We start from the raw sequence: 23918 nt of genomic DNA on the forward strand, positions 1-23918 counted from the left end.
TGTCCACACAGAACAGCACGCCAAACACCCCTTTAACCGTATTCGTGCGGCTATAGGGGTATTTGCATTGTTGTATGTTGTGTAATGTTTATTGTTTATTTACAGTAGGCCGTCACATCATCCCGTTCTACGTATCTGTACGCACATCATCCCACGCCTGATCCAGATAACAGATCAGCCAGTTCAATGCACGGTGACGTTCATAAGCCACTCCACCATTCAGTCCAGCGGGAGGTGTTTTGTCATTCACACGACTATCGACACACACCCAGTTATAACGGTAGATCAGATCTGCTTCATCCAGAATCTCGCTCTTGTTACGCAGAGATGCATCCGAGAGAAAGTCGGTAAAGCTATCCTTCTGTTGCAAATAACCGACATCCTTCCCTACGTTACATAACTCCGCTGGTGCACCCAATTCCTTCACATAACCAAGCGCCCACAACATTACGTGGTACGCTTCATATCCCCAAGAGAAGGAGATGATCTCCTGCTGCTCTGCTCCGTGCTGGTCGATAAACCTCTTCTCTACGGGTGAGAAAAAGGATTCAGCCTCATACTTGTCGATCACTTCCTGAACCAGTGCTGCGGTATCATCCGCACTTTCGCCTGCTCCCAGACACTCACCCTTAAGCGCGGCAAGACATAGGGCAACCGCACGGCGCGCAACTTCCTCTTTACTCCGAATCGTGGTGTGCTCGTCTCCGGCCCTTGCAGGCAAGTTTACATTATACGGAATGCCTTGTTCAGTCAACCGTTGCTCTGAACGCGCTTTACGTTGAATGCCCGACTCCGACTGGGGTCTGTTACCGTCAAGGAGACTGGTGTGCGCTGTCACCGTGTAATCCTCCACCTCAGATTCTCCATTCACATCCAGCAATAGCTGGCCTTGTGCGTTCAGCAGAGATCCACCTCCCCAGAAGATAACAGCATCCAGAGCATCAGCCAATCGCAATAACTCGCCGAAGAATTCTTCCGAAATATCCTCTTCCGTCTCAATACCAATCACCATATTAAGCGTGGAACATTTGATCAATACCTTTTCCTGAAGCGAAGCATTGCGCCCTTTAATCTGACTCAAAAATCCAAGCATCCCCTGAATCATTGTCGTAAATTCCTCAGGATGTGTCTGGCTGGTCATGATATTAAAGCCTTTGGTTTTCTTATTGAGCCATTTCTTCTGAGTCACTTGAATATGAGTCTTGTCTTCCTGGCGTTTAATCGTCCCCTCAGGATAAATGGATTGAATCACTTCAAACAGCTGATCCAGGTCAAACTGAGAGCTATATATCGCACAATTTCTCATGAAGTTCACCCTCTTCTCTCTGACTAATCCTTATATGGATCGAATTCATTACCTCCGGCCATGGCGACACCAACGGGACGCAGTACATGGTTGATTTTCAGCGTATTCGCATGTGCATTCAGTACGTCTTGCAGTTTCTTATACACAAACGGACTTTCGTCTGTGCCCGCTCCCCGCAGCTCGACACCATAGGCACGAATCGCCTCATGCATCTGTGCTTCGCTAATCTCGCCGCCCATGCGTGTGCGCAGCTTGTAATTCATTTTGCCAGCCGCCTGGGTTCGGCTCATCGTGCGCCCTGCCCCATGTACGGTGCTGCGGAATGACTCGGTATTCTCCTCGCTGTGGATTCCCTCCACAATTACCGAGATATCCCCCATACTGCCTCCGACAAAACCGAGTTGCCCGGGTGCCAATGGCGTTGCACCTTTGCGGACCACAACTACCTCTTCACCCATGTGTTTTTCTTTCCAGGCAAAGTTGTGATGATTATGAACGGCGTATTCAGCACTTGCCCCAAGAATTCCAAGCACCTGTTCAATGACATAATCACGTCCTGCATAGGCGTATCTGCCCGCCAAAGTCATTCCATCCCAATACATATCACCCATTTCGCTGTTCAGGTCAAACAACGTAGGCGGTTGATCCATCGATTCGCCCGGCGCTTTGCCACTGAACTGACGCCCTGCGGCAAGGTTAAGGAACCCACTGGCCACTTTGTGACCAAACCCGCGGCTGCCAAAATGATTTGCGATCCACACTTTTCCCGTTGCCTCTTCTACAAAAATATCCACGAAATGATTACCACTGCCTACGGTTCCAAGTTGGTTGCGTGCGAGTGTCTTCAGCTTATGTTGTAATCCCGGCTCAATGGTATCAAACAGCTTCCAGCTCGTGTCGTCGAACAGTTCATGATCCACGGGTGTTGGATTGTTACGACCCACGCCGAAAGAAATGGTCGAATTGATGTCATCCATAATCGTTACAATCTGATCCCGAATATCTTCCCACATCAGATTTGTGCGCACAGCCTTGTTGCCACAGGCAATATCGTATCCGACACCTGACGGACTGATCATATTCCGATAAGCGACAACACCACCGATGGGTTGTGAGTAACCTTTGTGATGGTCGGCCATCAGAGCCACACCCAATACATCTCCATATTGCGAGCAAGTCACCGCCTGACTTACGGCGTTTTCCAGCGGCTCCCCCCAGACTTTAATGTTATCTATGATACGCATAATTGTGTTAACCTCCTATGTATTTTTTTGAATATTTCATCTTAAATTTCTATCTGTTGCTTTCCTTAGTTTAACAAAGATCAGCGTGGCTCGAAACGTTCTCTTCCTTTAGATCACCAATTAGCTACGCATTAAAAAAAGAGAGCTAGGCTCCCTTTTCTCACGGTTGATTCCTATTCACTTCTTGCTAATCTTAAACTTGAACGCCCAAGTCGCTGTGTTACCAGAATATCGGCCTCTGTTCTCGGTCACCACCACGGAAAGTGTCTTGTTGGTTGATTTGGAGAACGAAGATAGTTTGACGTTGGTGCTTTTACTCCCGTAATCGGGAATCTTGTCCTGTTCTTCGGCAATGGCCTCCAGTTTCAACGTACCTGTGGACTTCAGATTTAAGGTGACCGATGAACCCTCTTCCAGATCCTTGCCGTTCACACTTGCTCCGATGGCCCACTCATTACCCACAGAGTTATTCTCGACAAGCTCTGCGCTCACCAACGTCACGGTTACCTTAACCGTTTTGGCGGCAGCATAGGAGGTTGGGGAACATACGGCGAATACCAGGCTCAGAATCATGAAAACATTAGCCCATTTTTTGAGCACGAGAGTGCCTCCCTCTTATTCGTTTCTTTTGTTAAGACTATGCCTTATTCGCCATGTTCCTTAAGTAATCCTTCCACTTGTGTAAGAAATTTTCATCCGCTTGGTTATTCAGAAATGCTTCCGGTAACCCTGAACCTTCTCATCCTTGAAACCCAGCTTCTCATAAAATATATGTGCTTCCTTGCGCTGATCGCCAGACACCAGAATCATGTAACCACAACCCAGATCCTTCGCAATCCGCTCAATCTGGAGCATTAATCTCTGCCCAATGCCCTGTCTGCGTAACTGATCCGATACAATCACATTTTCCACAACCATGAACGGCTTGCATGGACCCACCAGATCCATACACTCAATCCCCATAACAGACCCTACCAGTTTTCCATTGTAAAATGCCCCAAGCACATGATAATGACCATTTTGCTGTATGTAATGGAACATCTTTTTCATCTGCTGTTCATTGGTAGGCATTCCCATCAACTCATGGTATAGCTGGCTTAATGCCGGTAAATCTTCGAGTTCGATTCCTTTAATGGTAACCATCATAACCCTCCTGATTTTGTCCTAATTCGCGTTGTTGTCTTAAGTGAGGTCCTTTTTGAAATAATAATGACTGTGTCCAGTCGGTGCATTCTCGATCGTTGTGATCAATTGGTAGCCATGTTTCTTGTAAAATTCCGGTGCTTGATAGGAGAAAGTGTTCAACATGACAAAATCACAAGATTTCTCTCGTGCCATTCGCTCAACTTCAAGCAACAACCGGGAACCATATCCCCGATGCCGTTGTTCCGAATCCACCCAAAGAATATCAATCTCCAGCCAATTCCAGCAAAGTGTACTAAGCACACCTGCAACAATCTCGCCAGTCTCATTTTTGATATTAAAATTCAATTCTTCGTAACGATGCCTTAATTCCTCGCTCACATGTGCAGCATTAAATGCAATAAGTTGCTCGCGAACATACGCTGAATCTTCTGAAGTACTTGGATTGATATTTATTTCGGACATCCTCTTCTCCCCTTCTCGTCATTACTTCGTAGTAAATATCTGAATAGGGCCTTCCCAGTCAGGCTCTCTAACCTCTTGGTAATTATCATCGGTATAGCGCGCAATGACCTTACGCCAGAAAATCTGAGCAGGCTCATTTGTCTCCATCTCCGCTACTTTCCATGTTCCGGGAAAAAGATTGAACACATGAATGGCGGCTTGCGCGCCCACTCCCAGCTTTCTGTATTTTTTCATTACAAAAAATTCCGCCATTTGATATATCCTTGTTCCCTGTCCAGTTTCAATTTCACGAACCAGTGCAAATCCCGCCAATTGTCCTTCTACCCGAAACAAAAAAGGATGTCTACCTGCTTCTGTCCAATAATGATCCAGATACACATACTCATATAACCCGTTTTCGTTAACATCTTCCGGGTCATATTCACTAAAATCATATTTGTACAATTCCATCAGATTCCGTAAAGTTGATTTATGTTGGTACTCCGCTCGATGAATCGATAACATGGGATTATTTCCTTCTTTCCAGTTGATCAACATTGGACGCCGTTACTCGCACCAGCTTCCGTTTATTGCATATTTTAACATAAATTTTTCCCATACAAAATAAAAAAACGCACCTTCCATAGAGGAAGGCACGTTGATGTAACTTGCATTAGTTCACAAATTCTGTTTTAAAATACGCTACTCTATCTCTCTCAGATCCACGTACACGTGACCTACACCAACTCTGCCCAGAGGGTCCGTAGCCTTCACCTCAATCCGAAGAGGCTCACTACTCGTCCCCAGTGCAGTAACGTATAGTTTCTGTCCAACCACTCTGACATCTGCCAGTTGTGGATCAGGGGAGTCAGCCAGTAGGATGAGGGTTGATCTAGCGTCATCTTCATCCTCAAACATAAAGGACAGGTCGATCTCAATCTCATCTCCATGAACATAAGCGGTATTACCCGCAGGTGCCTCCACCAGTACAGGGGGAGCATCATCAAAGTCATACATGTCCAAACGTTGCAGCAGCATCTGGTGTAGAGCGAAATCAGGCTCTTCTCTCAGGGGTATGGCATTGTTACTCACATCCAAGTATTGCAGATCAGACAACCCAGCAACTCCAATCGGTAGATGAACAAGCTCATTACCGTACAGATGTAGTTCTTGCAAGGAGTCTATTCCACTCACATCCAATAAAGGAAGTCGATTATTCGCGAGATTCAGATACTCCAGCTGGTCCAGTCCTGTCACATTAATTTGCGTCAGTTCATTACGGGATAAATCAAGCCAATTCAAACGATCAAATCCAGAGGCATCCGCTTGGCTTATGTCGTTTCCGGACAGATCAATTTCGGTTACATTCAATCCTTTGAATATCTCCACTCCTGTCAGATCGGAAATGCCCGCATTTCTCGCATACAATCCTCCATTGGTCTGAATGAGAGCTTCCACCAATTCATCTTTGGTCAGTGGATCATCCACATCCTTTTGCAACCAATAAGCAATCGCTCCAGCCAAATGTGGATCAGGGAATTGGCGACTTATCGTATTGGCCTGTACCTTAACCTTGAGTTGTGCCGTGACACTGGCGCCATGGACATCAACTGCTTTGATCGTCAGTGTTGTTTCTCCAGCAGCCTGTGGAACAAGTCGAATCACTTTTTCTACCACAGTGGAGGAAACAATGGTTTCATCTCCGGCTATGACACTGAATTGCAATTCATCACCATCTGGATCACTAAAATACGTTAAAACGTTCCAATCCAATGCGGCATGATCTAGTGTAAGTTCCTGATCAGGCAAACCACCACTAATAACCAGTGGCGCCCTGTTCCCCGTACCTGGATTGGACGGAGTGGAAGGATTCGTTGGAGTAGTTGGCGTAGATCCACCTCCTCCACCGGTGCTGCCATTTCCATTCCCTGGTGTCACACCGGAATTACCGTTTGCGTTTCCTGTACCGTTCCCTGCGTTATTGCCGCCTGAAGTTGTACCCTGTACCTCAGTTACCTTTCCTGGCTCATTCGGATTCGATTCCGAATTGGTGCCCCCTTGACTCGCAGCTTCATCAAGCGCTTGAATGACTTCAGTTGCGCGTAATGCGATCACGGCCATTTCCTGTCTGGAAGTAGAACGCTTCGGCTTAAAGCTTCCATTGTCCCCTTTCAAGATTCCCAACTCAACAGCCTGTTGTACACTTGGCAAAGCCCAGGCACTGATGTCGGAAGTATCCTTAAATGACAACTCTTTGGTCACATTTAACGTTTCATTATATCCTTTAGCTTTCAAAGCCCGAATAATCGTCGTTGCCAGCTCTTCCCTCGTTACCAGACCAGCTGGACGAAACGTTCTATCCGGATAACCATTCATAATTCCAGCCAATTGAAGTGCATGAATATAGGATCCATTCTCAGCATTACGATCCAGATCCCTGAATAACAGATCTGGAAGTTGAACCAACGAAGGCACGTTCATTTCCAACAGTTGAGCCAGCGTGTACGCAAGGTCCCCTCTTGTTAACGTTGCGATCGGGTTGAAATTCCCTGCTTCGTCCGCCAGAATCATCTGTTGCTCGGCAGCCCTTTCAATGGCTTGTTTGGCCCACGGTGCTGCCTGCTGCAAGTCACGAATGCTTACTGCATCGGTCGCTGCATGTACTGTCCCGGGAACAGAAATGACGGATAAAGACAGAAGGGCTGCCAAATAAGGCGAGACCTTATGGAGCTTATTTTTTGTATGAACTTTTCGTTTGGATATTCGTGTTGACATCTCTTAACGTTACCTCCCACGTGAACATAACTCTGGTGTCAGCAAAGACTCGTCAGCGTTATTTGATTATCTTCATTGTAGGAGAGACCTTAGCTTGAAAACAGTCTACAAAAGAGTAGACACTGTTTCACAAAATTATAATAATCCCCGCTGCTCCGCGATTTGAACAGCATGAGTTCGACTACTCGCACCCAGCTTTGCGAACACTCGTCGAATGTGTGTATTAACAGTTCCGGGCGAGATGCCAAACTCGGCAGCAATCTGTTTGCTGGTCAGGCCCTCAGCGATGTGACCGAATATTTTTTGCTCCATCGGGCTGAGTCCCACTTCCTTTGTATCCAGCTTTACCTCTCCTGCAGATGAGGGGCCTCTCAATCGTTTGTCTCTTGCAAAAGCAGATAATAACTGCTTCACATAAGCCATTTTCACACCATCATCGTGTATCGCCTTTGTACGACGTAGATAGAGATAGTGCTGCAGCAGCTGTTTCATCTGTTCACCTTCAGCAACAAATGAACGGATATATCCTTCGGGTCCTCCCAGCACCAGAGCACGGGATAACGCCACAACACTGGCATCTGTGAATCCCTGCTTTTGCAGCATGATTGACTCTAACAGAGCACACTCTATCTGTTCCGCAAGCAAGTCCCGTTCTTCAGCCTGTTTACGAAGTCGTCTCAGTTCCTCTCGTGCATAATCATACTGCTCAAGGATGATCATCGCACGTATGCGAACCATGGAACGGAAGAACTGATCACAGCTGATCTCAGCAGCCACATCTCCTTCATTTGCAGGCTTAGCCAGAATGGTGTGGGCCGATTCCACCGGACTCATTTCAATTAAAATACGGTATTGATGTGTTTCCAGTGCTGGCTGCCAGTACTCCATATCCTTCCCAGATAATAAACCTGAGACCTGCTGAAGCAGTTTCAAGCCTTCTTCAGGTCGACCCAGTGTAAGTTCAAGTCTGGCTTTGAGCACATAAGCTGGAACGAGCAACGCAGCCACCTTGATCTGCAAAGCCACTTCAAGCGCTCGGTCCGCATATCTGACCGCTTCTGCAATTTGATTTTGCTCCATTAAAATCTCACCATATCCAACACCATAGTAGGACGTTACGTAGGCATGTTCAGCATACCAACGTTCCGTAATCGCCCCGAAGCAAGCTTCCCCACGTCTCAAGTAGCCATTAACGCCATGAAAGCTGCGTAGGCGCATACTCTCTCTCCGATCATAGTCCATATACTGAAAGGCAATATCATCAGGATAACCTTGATCGATGTAGGACACCAAATAATGAGCCAGCCCATCCAAATCTCTGTTCAAATAGGCCATGTATGCTCGCATCACACATATAACTTGCAACAAATACCCGATGATCTCAGGTTCCAGCTGCCCTTGAAGATGGACCCGAATCAGGTGTTCCAGTTCATCCAGCTGTTTTACCATCTGTCCATAAGGCATCTCACGTGCAACAAGGAACAGGTAAGACATATATAATTTTGGACGTGATTTCACGATCTCCAGTGGTAAAACATCAAAATATCGCCGGAGCGTCCACCACTCTCCCATAATAAAATGGGCAAACAGCTCTTCCAGCAGTCTCGCTGCATCCTGCATGTGTTGTCCGAGAATATAATGATCCAGCGCTTCTGCCGGGTATCCTTGTTGCTCATACCACAGTGCAGCAAGAGCATGTAATTCATTTACTTTTTCTGTACCACAACGATCCAGCTCACGCTTTAGAAATGCAGAGAACAAATGATGATAACGATACCAGTGTGCTTCCCGATCAAGTGGAACAAGAAAAAGATGTTCCTTCTCCAATTGCCTTAACAATTGTGGGGCTTCCTGTATATCACTTAATACCTGACATAAACTGCTGTTCATTCTTCTTGTGATCGCTGTTCGGAGCAGAAATTGCTGCATTTCCGGTGACTGACGCTGGAACACCTCTTCAAGCAGGTAATCCGAAATCGTCCTCTCGCCAGTTGGTCCATGATCTTGACGAGACAGAGCTGACGATATCGAATGCATAGGGCTGACCAACGCGTTGCCACCCCATGCGTGAGATAAAGCGAGCAGCTTCAATCCGGCAGCCCACCCCTCCGTCTGCTGTACCCAACCACGCGCATCTCCCCCGGCAATATCCAATTGCATGATCTCTTGGCAAAATTCAATGCCCTCTTCTGGCGTAAATGCCAGTTCCTGAAGCGTAAATTGCTTCAATTCACCTCTCAGGCGCAGCTTTTCAAGCTTGAATGGAGGGTATGTTCGACTAGAAAGGACTAGATGAATGGTAAGGGGAAGGTTTTCAATAAAGTATTGCATCTGTTCATGAATCTCCCGCTGGGTCACTGCATGATAGTCATCCAGAATGAGCAGCGTATGTTGATTGGTCTGGGCAACACGGTTCAACAATAATATCAATGCTGACCTGGGGTCTATCGGGTACCGTTGCAAAAAATGTGGCAGTACATCTCTGCAGAGTTCCTTACTCACTCGATCCAGTGCATGAATAATGTAGAGCCAAAACTGAAGCGGGTCCTGATCTTTATCATCCAGGCAGACACAGGCTGCATGAACAGCTTCACTTCTCACCCAGCTGCCTAACAGTGTTGATTTCCCTGAACCCGCCGGGGCAGTCAACAAAGTGACTTTGGATTGGAACAATTCTTTGTGTTGCAAACTTAGCCGTGGACGGTCCATTGTATCTGCTGGCAAGGGTGGAAGTTCCAGTTTGGTTGTTAAAATCATAAATTGAAGCCAGTCCCCGTGGAGACCAGCGGTATGTTCCTGTTGCATGAGATCCTCCCGAATCAGCACCATGGTGCACTTTTTTCCGATTCATTATATGTACATTCAGATACCCTAAGTATACAAGGAACCATGACTAGGCCCCACATATTTTTGAACAGAAACAAACGATAAATAAACCCTGCACGTTGAATGCAGGGTACCATTTGCGTTGTGAAGCCATGATCCAATCGAAGCTTTCTATCTTCCTGTCTGTAGCAACTTATAGTTTACTACAATATAATTCAATCCCGATAACAGCGTAACGCCTGCCGCCAGCCACAATAAAATTACATCAACCCGCACCTCAGTCAGCAAACTAAACGGAACATTGTTCAACAAAATGGCAATGATGGCTGCCACCTGAAGTACCATTTTGATCTTGCCATATCGATCCGCTGCAAGAGCAATGCCCTGCTCTGTGGCTACCATTCGTAAAGCTGTAATCACAATTTCACGTCCTATAATGATTACAGCAATCCATGAACTGATCATATTCTCCTGAACCATCATGATCAGCGCCGCTGCAATCAACAGTTTGTCCGCTAGTGGATCAAGCAGCTTGCCCAGATTCGTAATTTGATTATATTTTCTTGCCACGTATCCATCCAGTTTATCCGTGCCTGCCGCTACTGCAAAAATAAGTAGTGCAGTTATCATGCTTTGTTGATTCAGAAAAGAAATCATAAACAATGGAATCAAAACGATTCTAGCCAAGGTGATTTGATTTGCCAGATTCATTAGATATCTCCACTCCTCACATCCATGCCACCTAACTGACCTTTTTTCCATTTACGAATTCGGGTCCGAAAAGATTTGAAAGGGGCTACCGAATTAATCTGGATCCACTTCACCATAGCCCACCCAGGCTTCATTCCTGTCCACTGTCTCATCCCTTGTACAAATAATTCTTCTTCGCTCAGCGAGTCAATCCAGTTCTGCCATTGTTGTTCTGTCTCCCGAAACAAAGAGCGCAGCTCCTCCAGCGTATAACTTGAATATTTTTCGTAAAACGATTCATTTAACGATCCCAATTGGTTCCATTTATATCCTGGTGCGGGCATATGACTTTCATGTCCCAACTGTTCATTGCGCTCCCAGTCCATCACCAGGTTCATCCATCCCAGCTGATAGGCGATCATCTGGGCAGGAGTCTTATCCACACCTTCAACCCACTTATCTTTGTCGCTGTTATGGATGTCATTGAATTCACCCTCAAACAATACATAGGTGCGTCGAATCGTCTCACTTAATTCTTTCTTCGAGGCATATAGAACTCTAGGCAAGTTACTCCTCTCCCCTCGTTTCACCGTTATACATGAATCAGAAGCATGGACTCTATCATCATTTCGACTAATTCCATAATCATCCTTTTTTTCAGTTTTGCTCTATTCATTTCTGCAAGAAAAAAGGGCAGTCTGTAAACAATACAGTTGCCCTTTACTCACTCTATTTTGCTATATCCGCATACTCCTGATGCCAATTCTACAAAGCTTCCTTAATCACACGTTTATAGTACCACACAGACAACAGACCAAAGATCGAATAAAACAACGTATACACAATCATGACAATGACCGTGGGTGTCGCCAGCTCCGTACCAAAGAAAAACCAACCTGATTTCACGGCAAAGTAACTATGACTCAATCCCACCACAAGCGGAATACCGAAGTTAAACAACTGCTTGATCTGAATTCCACGCAACAGATTGCCTTGTGTAAATCCGAGTTTTCGCAGAATGGTATAATTGCCCTTCTCCTCTTCGCTCTCGTTCATTTGTTTAAAGTAAAGGATACATCCCGATGTGATCAAGAACGTCAACCCCAGGAACCCAACAATAAACATAATCAGTCCCATATTATTACGTTGGTTATTTCTAAACTCAATCTGGGAGAAGCTCGGTGCTTCCAACTGCAGCTCCTTATATACGGCATATGCCTCTTCAGCCTGCCCCTCGTTCAGAATACGTACACCATAGTAATCAGCCCACTCGGATTTTTGCAGCTTGGGATTGAGATCCTGCCGCAGCTGCTGGTATACCTTCTCATCTACCACCGCTACAGGCGTGCCCCCAGTATAATACGTGGGAAGAACTCCAAGTTTGGTTGTTCCGATCAGTTGTTGTGCCAACGTATGTTTCAACCCGCTCAAGACGATTGGACCTTTCTCCTGAATGGAAATTAACTGCTGAAGGGCATTTCCATATCCCATGAAGACCACTTCACCCGCTTGCAAATCAATGTTATCTACCATGTTGTCACTCAACACACTACTGAACAGGTACTGTTCCGTCATGGACTCATCCATCACTTTGTGAGCATCAATTTCAATATAAACAGGCTCTCTGTGCTTCTCTTCATATGGTATCTGTTTGTGTTTCAACTCGGCTAGAAAGCGATCTTTCACATTTACCTGAGCAAAAGAGAAATCCTCTGGCAAGCTTTCCTTCGCCTGAGCCTCTGCCGAATAATACGAAATGTAACTGAGTGACAGCATGCCAATAGCAAGTGCCGATACGGTTGTAATAATCGTGAGCAGCAATGCATTGGATTTCATGCGGAACATGATTGAAGATAACGATAACACCTCATGAATGGATAGGTAGCCGTTTTTGCTTTTGCGAACCAGATTAAAAATAAAACTTACCGAACCCTTATAGAACAGGTATGTCCCCAGTATGACCGAGAACAGAATCAGGATCATCGTATACATCAACTGCTGCATATCCATTGCCTCACCGCTGAACAGCCGTGCAGACATGTAGTATCCATACACAATCAGAGCAATACCCAAGACGCCAATAATCATCTGTCCGACAGACATCTTCTGCACCTGCTGCTCCGTAGTCGCCGACACCCGAAAGAGCGAGAGAATACTCTGTCTCTTGATAAAAGTGTAGTTCATCAGCATGATAAGCAAATACATTATCGTAAAAACAATCACCGTTTGCATCAGTGCCATCGGAGAGAAATACAATTTCGTAATCGCATCCACACCGAGAATGTTGAACAATATCATCAATACCAGCTTGGACGCAAGAAACCCAATTAACACACCAATAGCCATGGAGCCAAAATAAAGAATACTGTTCTCCGCACTCAAAATACCAAAAATTCTGCCTTTCGTCAGTCCGATCAATTGAAATAATCCAATTTCTTTGCTACGCCGCTTGATAAAGATCGTATTGGCATAGAGCAAAAAGATGCCGACAATGACGATTAACAGTACCGAAGACGCGCCTATAGCCGCCGCACCTTTCGTTGAAGCAGCCACCTCATCCATGGAAGGATCATACTGTAACGTCACAAAGGAAAAATACAGAGCCACACTGAACACAAGCGCAAATACATAGAGATAATAATTCTTAAGATTTTTCCTGAGATTGCGGATGATGATATAATTCAAGCTCATTGCTGTACACCACCCAATACGCCCTGGGTTTTAATAATGTCGTTGAAGAACGATTGCCGGGACTCGTCTCCTTTATTCAGCTGGGTGTAGATCTGACCGTCTCGAATGAAGATCACTCTGCTACAATAACTTGCGGCAACCGGATCATGGGTAACCATAATGATGGTCGCCTTTCGTGCGCTGTTCATATCACTTAACTTGCCGAGCAGATCCGAAGCGGACTTGGAATCCAACGCTCCTGTCGGCTCATCCGCAAAAATGATACTTGGATCGTGGACAAATGCCCGTGCTGCGGACGTTCGCTGTTTCTGCCCACCCGAAATCTCAGATGGATACTTATCTTTCAATTCGTAGATTCCCAGTTCACGGGCAATCTGTTCAAACTTCCGGTGTGCCTCCTGTTTTGGAATGCTCGTGATCGAGAGCGGCAATAATACATTTTCCTTCACCGTAAGGGTATCCAGCAGATTATATTCCTGAAAAATAAAGCCCAGATGTTGTTTGCGGAACTCAGCCAGCTGTTTCTCCTTCATTCCGGTGAATTCCTTGCCCTCAATATCAATCGTTCCCTGGCTCACCCGATCGATGGAGGAAAGTACATTAAGCAGCGTCGTTTTACCCGAACCCGAAGGCCCCATAATACCAACAAACTCTCCCTTGCTTACCCCAAGATCAATCCCCTTCAGCACTTCCTGTTTATTCAGTTTATTCCCATAGACTTTATGAATTTTTTTGGCTTCCAGTATCCACATATCCCACTCACTCCTCTTAAATCTTCTGCAAAATGCTCATGTCTATATCATAGGCGGAATGTGCAGTGTTATCGTGTGATTCACCGAACAAAACCAAAAAGCATGTGACATTGTTGTCACACGCCTGCAAGATGCACCATGTCGTTTTTTCGCGGAAAAGTAAGTGTGACGGTTGTGCCCTCGCCAAGAGAAGACTCTACATGAATGCTCATATGAAGGGTTTGGACCACCTGACGAACCAGATACAGCCCCATCCCGGTAGCCGCTCCATCCATTCTGCCTCGGGTAGACGTAAATCCTTTATCAAATATACGCGGCAGATCTTGAGCCTCAATCCCTCGCCCGTGATCCTGAATCATGAGTATGATGTGTCCATCCTGTTCCCGACTTTCAATGAGGATATCCGATGAATCGCTATATTTCACCGCATTGCTCAACAACTGCCGGAGGATGAAGCCTAACCATTTGCTGTCTGTGAGCACGCGCGATACCATTAAAGACACATCAAAGCCAATGCCCTTGGATATGCACCACGATTTCAGCGCTCGAATCTCACTATTCAATACCGGTTCAAATTCCGTCTCTTCGATGAACAGATCATTATGCATGAACGGAATACGCTTCTGATGAAGCTGCTGATCCAGCAACTGATGGATTCGTAACCATTCATATGTCATTTGGCTCTGCAGCTTGTCATCTGGCAAGCGCTCGATCATCAGTTGCAACGCAGTCAGCGGGGTCTTCACCTCATGAATCCAGGACAACATCTCGTCCTTCTCCTGTTCCAGAGCGATAAAATGATGTGACGACTCCTTACGATACCGCTCTGTCTGGGAACTGACGGCCTCATGTACAATCTGCTCATATGGACTTTCGGCGATGTCGAGTTCTCCCAGATCATAGGTATGATCCCAGATGCTCAATTTTTTATAGAAACGAGTCTCTTTCAGGTATCTCGCCCAGATAAAAACAAGACATACCACCACATTCAGTCCTACGATATACATGACAGATTGGAATGGAATGGACGAGTCCAGGTAGGCCACCAATAAAATAATAAGTTGTATGCTTACCAGTAGCCATAACCAACTAGCCCTTTCTCGTATGTACTTTCCGATCATGCTTCTGCCTCTTCCGTTGCCATGTACCCCTGACCTACTTTGGTTTCAATGTACCGCTCCAAGCCGATGGGTTCAAGTTTCTTCCGTAACCGGTTAACGTTAACCGTCAGCGTATTGTCACTCACGAAATGCTCATGATCCCACAAGCTCCGGATGAGTTCCTCACGGGTAACAATCTGATTTTTGTGCTCGACCAGCACTTTAAGAATGAACATCTCATTTTTGGTTAACAGAACAGATTCATCCCCGCAAGTCAGTGTATTTTTCACATATTCAATAGCAGCACCACGCCAGGTTCGGAGTTCAGTATGCTCTGTGTTATAGTTGTACACCCTCCGCAATGTCGCTTGGACTTTGGCAATCAATACATCGAAGTGAAAAGGCTTCTGGATAAAATCGTCTGCACCCAAATGCATGGACATAACCATATCCGCAGGATGATCGCGTGAGGACAAAAAGATAATCGGCACATTGGAGTGCGAACGAATGATCCGGCACCAATGGAACCCGTCATATTGAGGTAACTGAATATCAATAATGACCAGTTGCGGCTGAATTACGCTGTACTCCTGCAATACCTTGCCAAAGTCCTGCACACCATACACGTCATACGACCATTGGGACAAACGTTCCTTGATTTCACTGAATAACGATTCGTCGTCTTCAATGAGCATAATTTTAAACAAGAGACTTCACCACGTTTCTGATCTTCTAAGGTTGAAAAAGGTAATTAGACTCCGTTGTTGCAGGATCACCTTTACCGTTACGAATCGTTCTTCCGATCGCTGATTCCAGTGTACAGGGAAGTTGGGCTTATATCAAAAGGTATCCTTACTTCGTAAAGAAAACGATCCGAAATACATATATCATATTAGCTCTCCATGGTGTGTATAACATGGCTTGCATCACTGTTTTCGTCCATCCGCTCGATCAACTGCATCGCTACGTCTCGTGGCGATCTTAATTGTCCTGCTTCATATACTTGATTGAACATACCTGCAAGGGCGAACTCCTCTGCACTTTTGCCTCGTGCAACAGCCTGCAATTCCGTATCGACCATCCCCGGATCAAAAGCAATAATCTCAACAGGGCTCTGTTGGCCCGTTTGTTCCAAAGATACGCATTGGGTGAACATGTTCATGCCTGCCTTGGATGTACAGTACACTGCCATTGAAGGCGCGGGATAACTGCCCGAACCCGATGAGAGATTAACAATTTTACGTCTGGCGGACAGGTGATTTGTTTGTTGAATAAAAGATGAACTCAATATCATTGGCGCTGCGAGGCTGATGTTGAGACTTTGACTTATCTCTGCCGCACTGCACTGATCTATAGGTTTTAGAGGCTCTAGCATCGCTGCGTTATTAATAAGTCCAATGAAATCGGCTTCCTGAGACGGAATTTCGTCCAATATGCGTGTAATCAAATCATCAATCCCATTCAGGTCGGCAAGATCGTACTGAACATGGCGGTAACGCCACCTCCATTCCTCGCCTGATTCCAACAGATCCGAACTCCCTCGTGAAATACCGTAAACGTAATCCCCCTTAGCCAATAATAACTGTGCAAGTTGTAAACCGATCCCTTTGGATGTGCCTGTAATGATAAAGTGTCTTCTTCCTGTTTCTGTTTCTGTTTCCATTTCGATACCACTCCTCCTCTATTTTCAATCGATCATATCCCCATATAAACTTATGAATCTTTCTTTCTCCACAACGTGGCCCACAGAAAAGGTACACCAAAACACGGTTCATGCTGCTCCATCGCCTTCATTGCACGGAACTCGACACATTCAAAGCCATCTTCCAGCATGTAGCGAAGTTTCTCCTCCGTGAATGCAAGACCACCTCGCATCGACTTCTCTTGATACACCTGCCAATCATTCATAACGATCTCAGGTCCACCAATATCTCCAAAACCAGGAGCAAAACAAGTCATTCCAAAGTATCCTCCAGGCCGGAGTGCATTGTGGATCATCTCTATGTAGGGGATACGCTGATGTGGTAACAGATGATGCAGACAACCCGAGTCGTAGACAAGATCATATTCTTGCTCTGGGGACAATTCGAACACAGATCGACATTCAAAGTGTACGTCCAGTTGCTCTTCTGCCGCCCTCTCCTTAGCCCAGGCAATCGCTGTCTCCGAAAGATCATAAGCATCTACCTGATAGCCTTGGCGGGTTAAATACAACGCATTTCTGCCCGGGCCACAACCCAGTTCCAATGCCTTGCCACCTGTCAGCAGACCTGCATTCACATGCGTTACCAGATTCTCATCCGGTTTGTTTGGGAAAAAGGGGATGGGTCTGTTCCGATCCTCATAGAAAGGTTCCCAAAATTGCTTGGCAGATCTGAAGTCCGCATCGAGCATATCATACAGATCCTGTACACTTTTAATCGTCTTTTCCACAACCACATTCCTCCTTCAATGCTCCATCCGAACCTTCATATCCGACTATTCATTTCTCGTAATTCTCATTAAATCAGCCACACTCTATTATAACATTTTTACCCATTAATTCTCTATTTTTCTTATGTTTTTCTACTCCAAAACATAAGCTTTTTCCCAACAAAAAAAACGACCGACATGGATGTCGATCGTTTACAAGCGTAGCGGTTTTGAGTTGTAATTTACTTGGCCCGTTCCAAGACTGCAAAGTAATTTCCTTCGTTATCAGCAAAGTTGAAAACACGCCCCGTTGGCATCTCAACAATCTCTCCAACCGTTACATGTTTACCCGACAAGTCGGCGTATAACTGATCCAGATTTTCGGTGAAGAACATTAACGAAGGTGTGCCCAGATTTACACCCGCCGACATCCGCTCCACAAACTCCTTGTCATGAAGAATAATGCTTGTCTGCGAATTTGGGGTAGGCGCAATCTCAATCCATCTCATACCCTCGTCAAGGTTTACTTCATCCACAATGTGGAACCCCGCAACTTCCGTCCAAAATGCCAGTGATTCATCCTGATTGTTGACATACAACATAATCTGGCCGACTTTGCTAAACATGGATCAATCACTCCTCTGATCATCTAATCTCTCAACATCCTGCTTATCATTCCTCAAATTCCAATAGAGTATAACATGCAGGACAGCTTTTTTATCATCTTTCTTTGTCAGTACGCATTAGACTTATTGCGCGCCTTTTAACTTCTTCGTAAGATAGAGTACAACATCGTCGTCCATAATTGTTTCTTCACCCGGCTGAATGTAATGATCATGTCTGTGTACACCGTGACCGTCTGGTATGTACCCGCGATGGGCATATAAAATTTGCGCTTTGCCATAATCGGAAAACACACCTACACCAATGCCTGCTACATCCGTTCGTTCCAGAATAACTTCCTCTGCTCGGTCCATCAACCGTGAACCAATACCTTGGCGCTGGAACTTCATCAGTACATTAAAATCGTTAATTTCGGGAATGCCTTGTTCCCTGAAAGACGGGTAGCTGGAATTCCACAATACATTCACGTATCCGGCAAATTCTCCATTTAACTCGGCTACCAAGGTTACGCGCTCCCCATTCTGTTGTTCAGCCAAGTAACGAAGATACTGCTCAGCGAATCTCCCCCAACCCTGCTCCTGAAACGCCTTTGATATGATTACAGGATCGCTCTCATTTAATAGTCTGATATGTACACTCAATGATGAATCCTCCTTAAAAAGATATTTCTTCTTGCTATATTCCCAGTCTATCCCGAAGCGATGTGATGTGAGCAACATGGTGTTTGCCATGCCAAGCATACATGCCCAGATTATAATCCAGTCTTGTCGTTTCTTCCGATGAGGGATGATAAAACTGTTTGGCATAATCTGCATCTGTCAGCGCGTTTAACAGAAACACCCAACGACGATGGAGGGCATCCAGAATCTGAAGCGAGAATTCAACATCCAGGTCTCTTGAATCACTCAATTCAGCCCAGCGCTCTTCATAATAAGGCCGAATCGTTGGTGTATCCTCTGTCAGTGCCAACTTGAAACGAATCATACTGTTCATATGGCTGTCTGCCATGTGGTGAATGACCTGTTTGAGCATCCATCCACCTTCTCGATACGGCAGACTTAATTGCTCTTCACTTAGTCCCTCTACCGCTTCTCGTGCGCGTTCAGGCAACTCAGCAATGTCCTGAATCCACTTCTCCCGCTGTGCCAAAGTAACTTCACCCGTGTGTACAAATGGTCCTATCGGAAATCTTTCATCCATCCATTATTCCTCCTTGTTTCTATGATTTAAAATAACTTTTAACATTATCTAAGGAGCATATTCCATAAGCCAACAGTCTCGCATCTGTCCTTCATGCTGCTCATGTTTCTCCAACAGTTTAATCTTTTAGAAACCACATTTCTCGTAACAGGATATCGCTCGCAAGTTCCAGGATTGAGGGTCCATCACCACTTTACGGGCTTGTTTCTCATTAATCAGATAAGCCAGCATGGATTGCATCAACTGTGTACCCATGCCTTTATTCCAGTAGTCTACCTCACCAATAAACTGATCCGTTCCATAGATGATCTCATCCGTGTCTCCATAACCATACTCCGTTCGCTCTTCTTCCTCAAGCTCATAGAACTGAATGTATCCAATCGGATGTCCTCCATACTCAACGATACAACGAGTAGCATCATCTTTCTGATTGTAAAAATGTTCTCTCACTTGCTCCAAATCATGCGGCCGATCACGTCCTTCATAGTATTGAAGAACTTCCGGGTCTGACAGCCACTTCACCAGATGTCGTTCATCTTCTGTTTCCAAGAAACGTACGGTGATTTCATTCGATTCATATACATTCATCATTCTGATTACTCCTTATTGATCTCCAGATTCTCACCCGTAACCCAACTCAGATCCTTCCCTAACAAATGCTCGTTGTGAACATAATACACCATGGGATTCTCAAGCGGCTGAGTCGTTCCATCCAAAGATTTGAGCGTTAACCGCAACTTGTAGCTCCCTATCTCATCAGGTATCGCAAATCCTATCAGATTATCAGTTGATTTCATGGTTTTCCCCTGCGCCTTCAGATACTTTTCCAGAATGACTTGATCCAAATAGGAGCTGCCAACAGACGAAGGCATGTACCACGCATCATCTTGTTCCTCAGTGAATGTGACCCCTTCCCATCCAGGGACAACGGGATACACCATATGTTGATCCTTGTCTTCTCTTTTTCGCGTTATCTCTAACTCTACCTCAACTGCATCCGTATCAATCTGCCTGATTGTGCCTGCCATCACAACATCCTGTGCACTCACACTTGGAATTACATAGCTGTATATGAGCAGAGTCACCAAGAGAATTATGGCTATTCCCGTAAGCCAAAATATTGTACTTTTACGCATCGGTCTGATCCTCCCGTCTGGTTATTCATACTTCCGGAGCAGCTCCTTCTCTGTTAAAGATTGCGTTAACCCATCCAACTCGGGTGAAGCCGTCCAATCACTGGAGGTATTCAATCCATGTTTGATGGTATGGATCGCGCTATGTGCAGACATGTATATATTATGGTGGATTCCAGGTTGGACAATGATATGCTCTCCTTCACGCATCACTTGAATTGAAAGCACCTGATCGTCTCCATAACTGGCATAAGCAATCCATCCGGATTGCACCACATAAAACTCCGTTAGATGGATATGTACATGACTGTTTTGCCATGCTCCGTGGGAAGAAGCAACGGTTCTACAATAATAACTGCCATCTTCTGCGATCATTTTATATTTCTGTTCCCCGTTCGCCATCTGCTCGAAGCTGGTTTTGACACCCGTCTCACCATATTTCTGTTCTGAGAATTCTGTGTTCAATCGCCTTCATCTCCTGACAAAAAATCCCTTTATTCTAACATTCGACATCGGCTAGGCGAATCTCCTGTTTGGGTATGCGATATATCTTTGCTAAAATTTGAAACGCTTCTCTTCCGGCTTCCGTATTAAGGTCGAAGTCGTATGTATCCCCTATAATAAAACCATCTGATCTGGAGGTTGAGCGCATGTCATTTTTTAAGAAAATGTTAGCCAGTGTAGGTGTTGGAGCAGCCAAAGTAAATACGGAATTGCATACACCAGAGGTCACACCTGGAGGAATCATCTCGGGGGTTGTGTACATTGAAGGTGGAGATGTGGAACAGAATGTAGATCGAATCTATCTTTCAATCAAAACCCATTACATACGGGAGCGCGATGATCGCAAAGTAAAAGAAACAGCTGTTATAGCCAAATATTTGCTCACCGAAGGATTCACCTTACAGCCTGGAGCCAAATTGGAGAAAGACTTTTCATTTGACCTCCCAGAAAATCTGCCAATTACACTGCATCGTGCAGAAGTATGGGTAGAAACAGGCCTCGATATCTCAAGCGCCGTGGACCCCTCAGATCGGGACAGACTGCATGTTGTTCCTAGCAAAGACATGAATACCGTGCTCGATGCAATTGATATCCTTGGTTTCAAACTGCGTGAAGTAACCAATGACTACGCACCAAAGCTGGGCGGCAATCTACCATTTGTACAGGAATTTGAATTTGTACCAACAAACAAATTCCGTGGGCATCTGGATGAGTTGGAAGTGCTGTTCTATCCGATGGGCGATTCGCTTGAGCTGCTATTACAGATCGATCGCCGCGCTCGTGGGCTCAGTGGAATATTCTCGGAAGCGATGGGCACGGATGAAAGTTTTGTGCGCCTGCATCTGTATGAAAGACATCTGGCGCGGGGTGCGCATTCTGTCGCTCAAGGACTGGAAGAAGTCATTTCCAAACATATCTAATCTATAGTTTGTGTAAACGAATAAAAACCGTCCTCTATCAGACAAATCTGATGAAGGACGGTTTTTCCCTTTTTAATATGAGCAATCAAAAAATCTGGGGATAACAGCGATCGGAAGGTTATTCTGTCATCGGAGTGTCAGTGGAATTATCCTTATATATTAATACACTTCGGTACTTTTCAGACTCAACGTTTCGCATACAAGTTGGGCAAACGCATCGAAGCTGCCGCAGGATCGCAGGCTTTCCAGCTGTTCCTCCTGCCGGATCAATTCTACAAACAGATCATAGATCCCCATTGCCTGTTCGTAATCCTCTTTGCAGATAGATAACATAAATACAGCATGTACTTCATTCTCCTCATCCCACGGAATCGGCTTCTCGAGCAGACATACGGATACGGTCGTACGGGTTGAACTCAGCTCCATGGGATGCGGAATCGCCATGCCTCTTCCAAGCGCGGTTGAAGCCATCTTTTCCCGTTCCTGCACAGCGGGCCAGAATTGCTCGGTTACAATTCCCTTCTCCAACAGCGCCTCGCTCATCTCAGCCATAAGTGTCATTTTGTCAGGCTGATCGGACCGAAACATGAACAATGCTGGATCAAAGTAACGCAGTAGCGTCATTTCCTCCTGCTCATCACTGGTTCGCACCAGATGAGTAATCGTTGCCATGTCGCGTTCCGATGGAATCGCAGCAATGACAGCCGACGGCTTGCCTTTGGACTCGCGTAAACGGATCGTGGAAATGACCAAGTCTTCAGGCACACTCCCCATCTCCTCGTACTCCCTTAGCGAAACTACACGAGATACCTCCAACTCGGCGAATAAAGAACGCAATCTCGATTCAAGAATACGGGCTGTGCCGTATCCTGACCCACAGACGAGTAATACGGATTTCCGTTTGCGATGAGGAATCTGGTATTTACGTTCCAATGCTGCCCCAATGTGGAGAGCCAGGTAACCAATCTCACTGTCATTGATCTCATGAGGTACATATGTTTGTAGCTGTTTCACTGCACTGATCGTAATTTCATAGGCCAGCGGATAATATTTACGTATATGTCCGAGCAGTGGATTCCGCATATTCATACCATGTTCCAGGCGAGTAATCATGGGCTTCAGATGGGCATACAGATCATTTGGCAAGCGTTCATCATCCCGCAGATCATAGGTGTACCGATCGTAGATATGACCCAGCATCTGCTGTACAGCAACATATAATGGGTCACTTTGTAGTCCATTCCAATCTGTAGCGGTCATTTTTTTGCTAACAATATGAAGCAACAGATAATCTCGCTCTCCGACTGGACAATGAATGGAATATAACAACTCCAGATCCTGAATAATCTGCTGTGCAAGTTGCTGATCCTGAGCATTCGCCTCCACTTTCTCGAATCGCTTCAGTTCATGCCCCTGTTTAATACGCAATACCATAACAGCCAGATGTGTAATCAAATCTTTCAGTGCCACATCTGCAATACGAACATCCTGTTGGCCTACATGGCGAATAACGATCTCGCGGATGTGCGCGGGTTCAATTGGATACAACAAACGTTCCTGTGCAGCAGTCATTCCTTCGAGACCCAGTTCTTCATCTCGCGCATCGGCGTACTCGGCAAGGCAATAACGGAACCTTTGCTCGTCTCCGACAACCTTCACACCATGTCCTGGCTTGATCTGAAGCTGAAGCTGATAGTTCTCCAGAATCTGACGAATAATCTTCAGGTCATTGTTCATCGTCGCACGGCTTATAAACAACTGATCAGCGAGGTCTTCCATCTTGATATGCCCCGGTTCACCAAGCAGCTTGAACAATTCATAACGTATGCGTTCATCCGGTGACCCAGGTACGGGCGCACCTTTCTGCCGATCATCCTGTCGTTCCTCCAACAGCTCATCATACCGCTTTGCATCATGCACACGAATGGAATATCCCCGCCCACGTTTGGATTCCAGGCTCCCGCCATGCCCCGCAAGGATATGATCCAACTTTTTCAGATCATCCCGAATGGTACGCACCGTAACTTCCAGCTTGTCTGCAAGTGCTTGGCTCGTCCAAGACTGTTCCTGTCCTTCACCATGAATGAGGTGGAACAGCTTTTTCAACCGTTTAGTTGGAAAAATCATACCGATATCCGACCTCCCTTCTGATCA

At 45.6% G+C, this 23918-nt stretch carries 23 protein-coding genes and 1 pseudogene; 1 reads left to right on the forward strand and 23 read right to left on the reverse strand.

The window, feature by feature from the left end; genetic code table 11:
* Window positions 1–127: 127 nt before the first annotated feature.
* The 22 genes and pseudogenes from NSQ38_RS27505 to NSQ38_RS27610 form a co-directional block, all read right to left on the reverse strand.
* Window positions 128–1306 carry a DUF4272 domain-containing protein gene (locus NSQ38_RS27505; protein ID WP_339785055.1) on the reverse strand — a complete coding sequence of 393 codons (1179 nt, stop codon included), beginning with the start codon at window positions 1304–1306 and terminating at the stop codon, window positions 128–130.
* A gap of 23 nt (window positions 1307–1329) precedes the next feature.
* Window positions 1330–2550: an RtcB family protein gene (locus tag NSQ38_RS27510; protein ID WP_339785057.1), complete on the reverse strand. Its 1221-nt coding sequence runs from the start codon at window positions 2548–2550 to the stop codon at window positions 1330–1332.
* Between the two features lie 177 nt (window positions 2551–2727).
* The gene (locus NSQ38_RS27515; protein ID WP_338592731.1) at window positions 2728–3150 is read right to left on the reverse strand and encodes a hypothetical protein; all 423 of its coding nucleotides are present in this window, start codon (window positions 3148–3150) and stop codon (window positions 2728–2730) included.
* Between the two features lie 108 nt (window positions 3151–3258).
* Entirely contained in the window at window positions 3259–3696 is a 438-nt protein-coding gene (locus NSQ38_RS27520; protein WP_339785060.1) for a GNAT family N-acetyltransferase, read from the reverse strand.
* A gap of 36 nt (window positions 3697–3732) precedes the next feature.
* Complete coding sequence (locus tag NSQ38_RS27525) at window positions 3733–4158, reverse strand: GNAT family N-acetyltransferase (protein WP_339785062.1); 426 nt, start codon at window positions 4156–4158, stop codon at window positions 3733–3735.
* A gap of 21 nt (window positions 4159–4179) precedes the next feature.
* Window positions 4180–4662 (reverse strand): GNAT family N-acetyltransferase, encoded by a 483-nt coding sequence (locus NSQ38_RS27530; protein WP_339785065.1) that lies wholly within the window; start codon window positions 4660–4662, stop codon window positions 4180–4182.
* 177 nt (window positions 4663–4839) lie between these two features.
* Window positions 4840–6912 (reverse strand): S-layer homology domain-containing protein, encoded by a 2073-nt coding sequence (locus tag NSQ38_RS27535; protein ID WP_339785067.1) that lies wholly within the window; start codon window positions 6910–6912, stop codon window positions 4840–4842.
* A gap of 135 nt (window positions 6913–7047) precedes the next feature.
* Window positions 7048–9717, reverse strand: a complete 2670-nt coding sequence (locus NSQ38_RS27540) for a LuxR C-terminal-related transcriptional regulator (protein ID WP_339785069.1) — start codon at window positions 9715–9717, stop codon at window positions 7048–7050.
* Between the two features lie 192 nt (window positions 9718–9909).
* Window positions 9910–10449, reverse strand: a complete 540-nt coding sequence (gene pgsA, locus NSQ38_RS27545) for a CDP-diacylglycerol--glycerol-3-phosphate 3-phosphatidyltransferase (protein WP_339785072.1) — start codon at window positions 10447–10449, stop codon at window positions 9910–9912.
* Window positions 10449–10994 (reverse strand): ClbS/DfsB family four-helix bundle protein, encoded by a 546-nt coding sequence (locus NSQ38_RS27550; protein ID WP_339785075.1) that lies wholly within the window; start codon window positions 10992–10994, stop codon window positions 10449–10451. Before NSQ38_RS27550 ends, pgsA begins: the two co-directional genes overlap by 1 nt.
* 199 nt (window positions 10995–11193) lie before the next feature.
* Entirely contained in the window at window positions 11194–13119 is a 1926-nt protein-coding gene (locus NSQ38_RS27555) for an ABC transporter permease (protein ID WP_339785077.1), read from the reverse strand.
* A complete protein-coding gene (locus tag NSQ38_RS27560) occupies window positions 13116–13871 on the reverse strand; it encodes an ABC transporter ATP-binding protein (protein WP_339785079.1) in 756 nt (251 codons plus the stop codon). The genes NSQ38_RS27555 and NSQ38_RS27560 overlap by 4 nt, the downstream gene beginning before the upstream one ends.
* A 116-nt stretch (window positions 13872–13987) precedes the next feature.
* Window positions 13988–14992, reverse strand: a complete 1005-nt coding sequence (locus NSQ38_RS27565; protein ID WP_339785082.1) for a sensor histidine kinase — start codon at window positions 14990–14992, stop codon at window positions 13988–13990.
* Window positions 14989–15678, reverse strand: coding sequence for a response regulator transcription factor (locus tag NSQ38_RS27570; protein ID WP_339785083.1), 690 nt, complete (start codon window positions 15676–15678; stop codon window positions 14989–14991). The genes NSQ38_RS27565 and NSQ38_RS27570 overlap by 4 nt, the downstream gene beginning before the upstream one ends.
* A 185-nt stretch (window positions 15679–15863) precedes the next feature.
* Window positions 15864–16634, reverse strand: a complete 771-nt coding sequence (locus tag NSQ38_RS27575; RefSeq protein WP_339785084.1) for an SDR family NAD(P)-dependent oxidoreductase — start codon at window positions 16632–16634, stop codon at window positions 15864–15866.
* 50 nt (window positions 16635–16684) lie between these two features.
* Window positions 16685–17404 (reverse strand): class I SAM-dependent methyltransferase, encoded by a 720-nt coding sequence (locus NSQ38_RS27580; protein ID WP_339785085.1) that lies wholly within the window; start codon window positions 17402–17404, stop codon window positions 16685–16687.
* Window positions 17405–17625: 221 nt separating this feature from the next.
* Entirely contained in the window at window positions 17626–18009 is a 384-nt protein-coding gene (locus NSQ38_RS27585) for a VOC family protein (RefSeq protein WP_339198274.1), read from the reverse strand.
* A gap of 123 nt (window positions 18010–18132) precedes the next feature.
* Complete coding sequence (locus tag NSQ38_RS27590) at window positions 18133–18648, reverse strand: GNAT family N-acetyltransferase (RefSeq protein ID WP_339785086.1); 516 nt, start codon at window positions 18646–18648, stop codon at window positions 18133–18135.
* A 34-nt stretch (window positions 18649–18682) separates the two neighbouring features.
* Entirely contained in the window at window positions 18683–19207 is a 525-nt protein-coding gene (locus NSQ38_RS27595; RefSeq protein ID WP_339785088.1) for a YfiT family bacillithiol transferase, read from the reverse strand.
* Window positions 19208–19255: 48 nt separating this feature from the next.
* Window positions 19256–19795 (reverse strand): annotated as a pseudogene (locus tag NSQ38_RS27600) (GNAT family N-acetyltransferase).
* A gap of 8 nt (window positions 19796–19803) precedes the next feature.
* Window positions 19804–20343, reverse strand: a complete 540-nt coding sequence (locus NSQ38_RS27605; RefSeq protein ID WP_249911333.1) for a hypothetical protein — start codon at window positions 20341–20343, stop codon at window positions 19804–19806.
* Between the two features lie 21 nt (window positions 20344–20364).
* Window positions 20365–20805, reverse strand: a complete 441-nt coding sequence (locus tag NSQ38_RS27610) for a hypothetical protein (protein ID WP_339785090.1) — start codon at window positions 20803–20805, stop codon at window positions 20365–20367.
* Between the two features lie 185 nt (window positions 20806–20990).
* On the opposite strand from NSQ38_RS27610, the gene NSQ38_RS27615 reads away from it, so the two are divergent.
* Window positions 20991–21764, forward strand: a complete 774-nt coding sequence (locus tag NSQ38_RS27615) for a sporulation protein (protein ID WP_338592693.1) — start codon at window positions 20991–20993, stop codon at window positions 21762–21764.
* Window positions 21765–21923: 159 nt separating this feature from the next.
* Here NSQ38_RS27615 and NSQ38_RS27620 read toward each other — a convergent pair whose 3' ends face one another.
* Window positions 21924–23891, reverse strand: coding sequence for a BglG family transcription antiterminator (locus NSQ38_RS27620; protein WP_339785092.1), 1968 nt, complete (start codon window positions 23889–23891; stop codon window positions 21924–21926).
* Window positions 23892–23918: the final 27 nt, after the last annotated feature.

It is taken from the genome of Paenibacillus sp. FSL R7-0313, from assembly GCF_037969885.1.
Lineage (GTDB): Bacteria > Bacillota > Bacilli > Paenibacillales > Paenibacillaceae > Paenibacillus.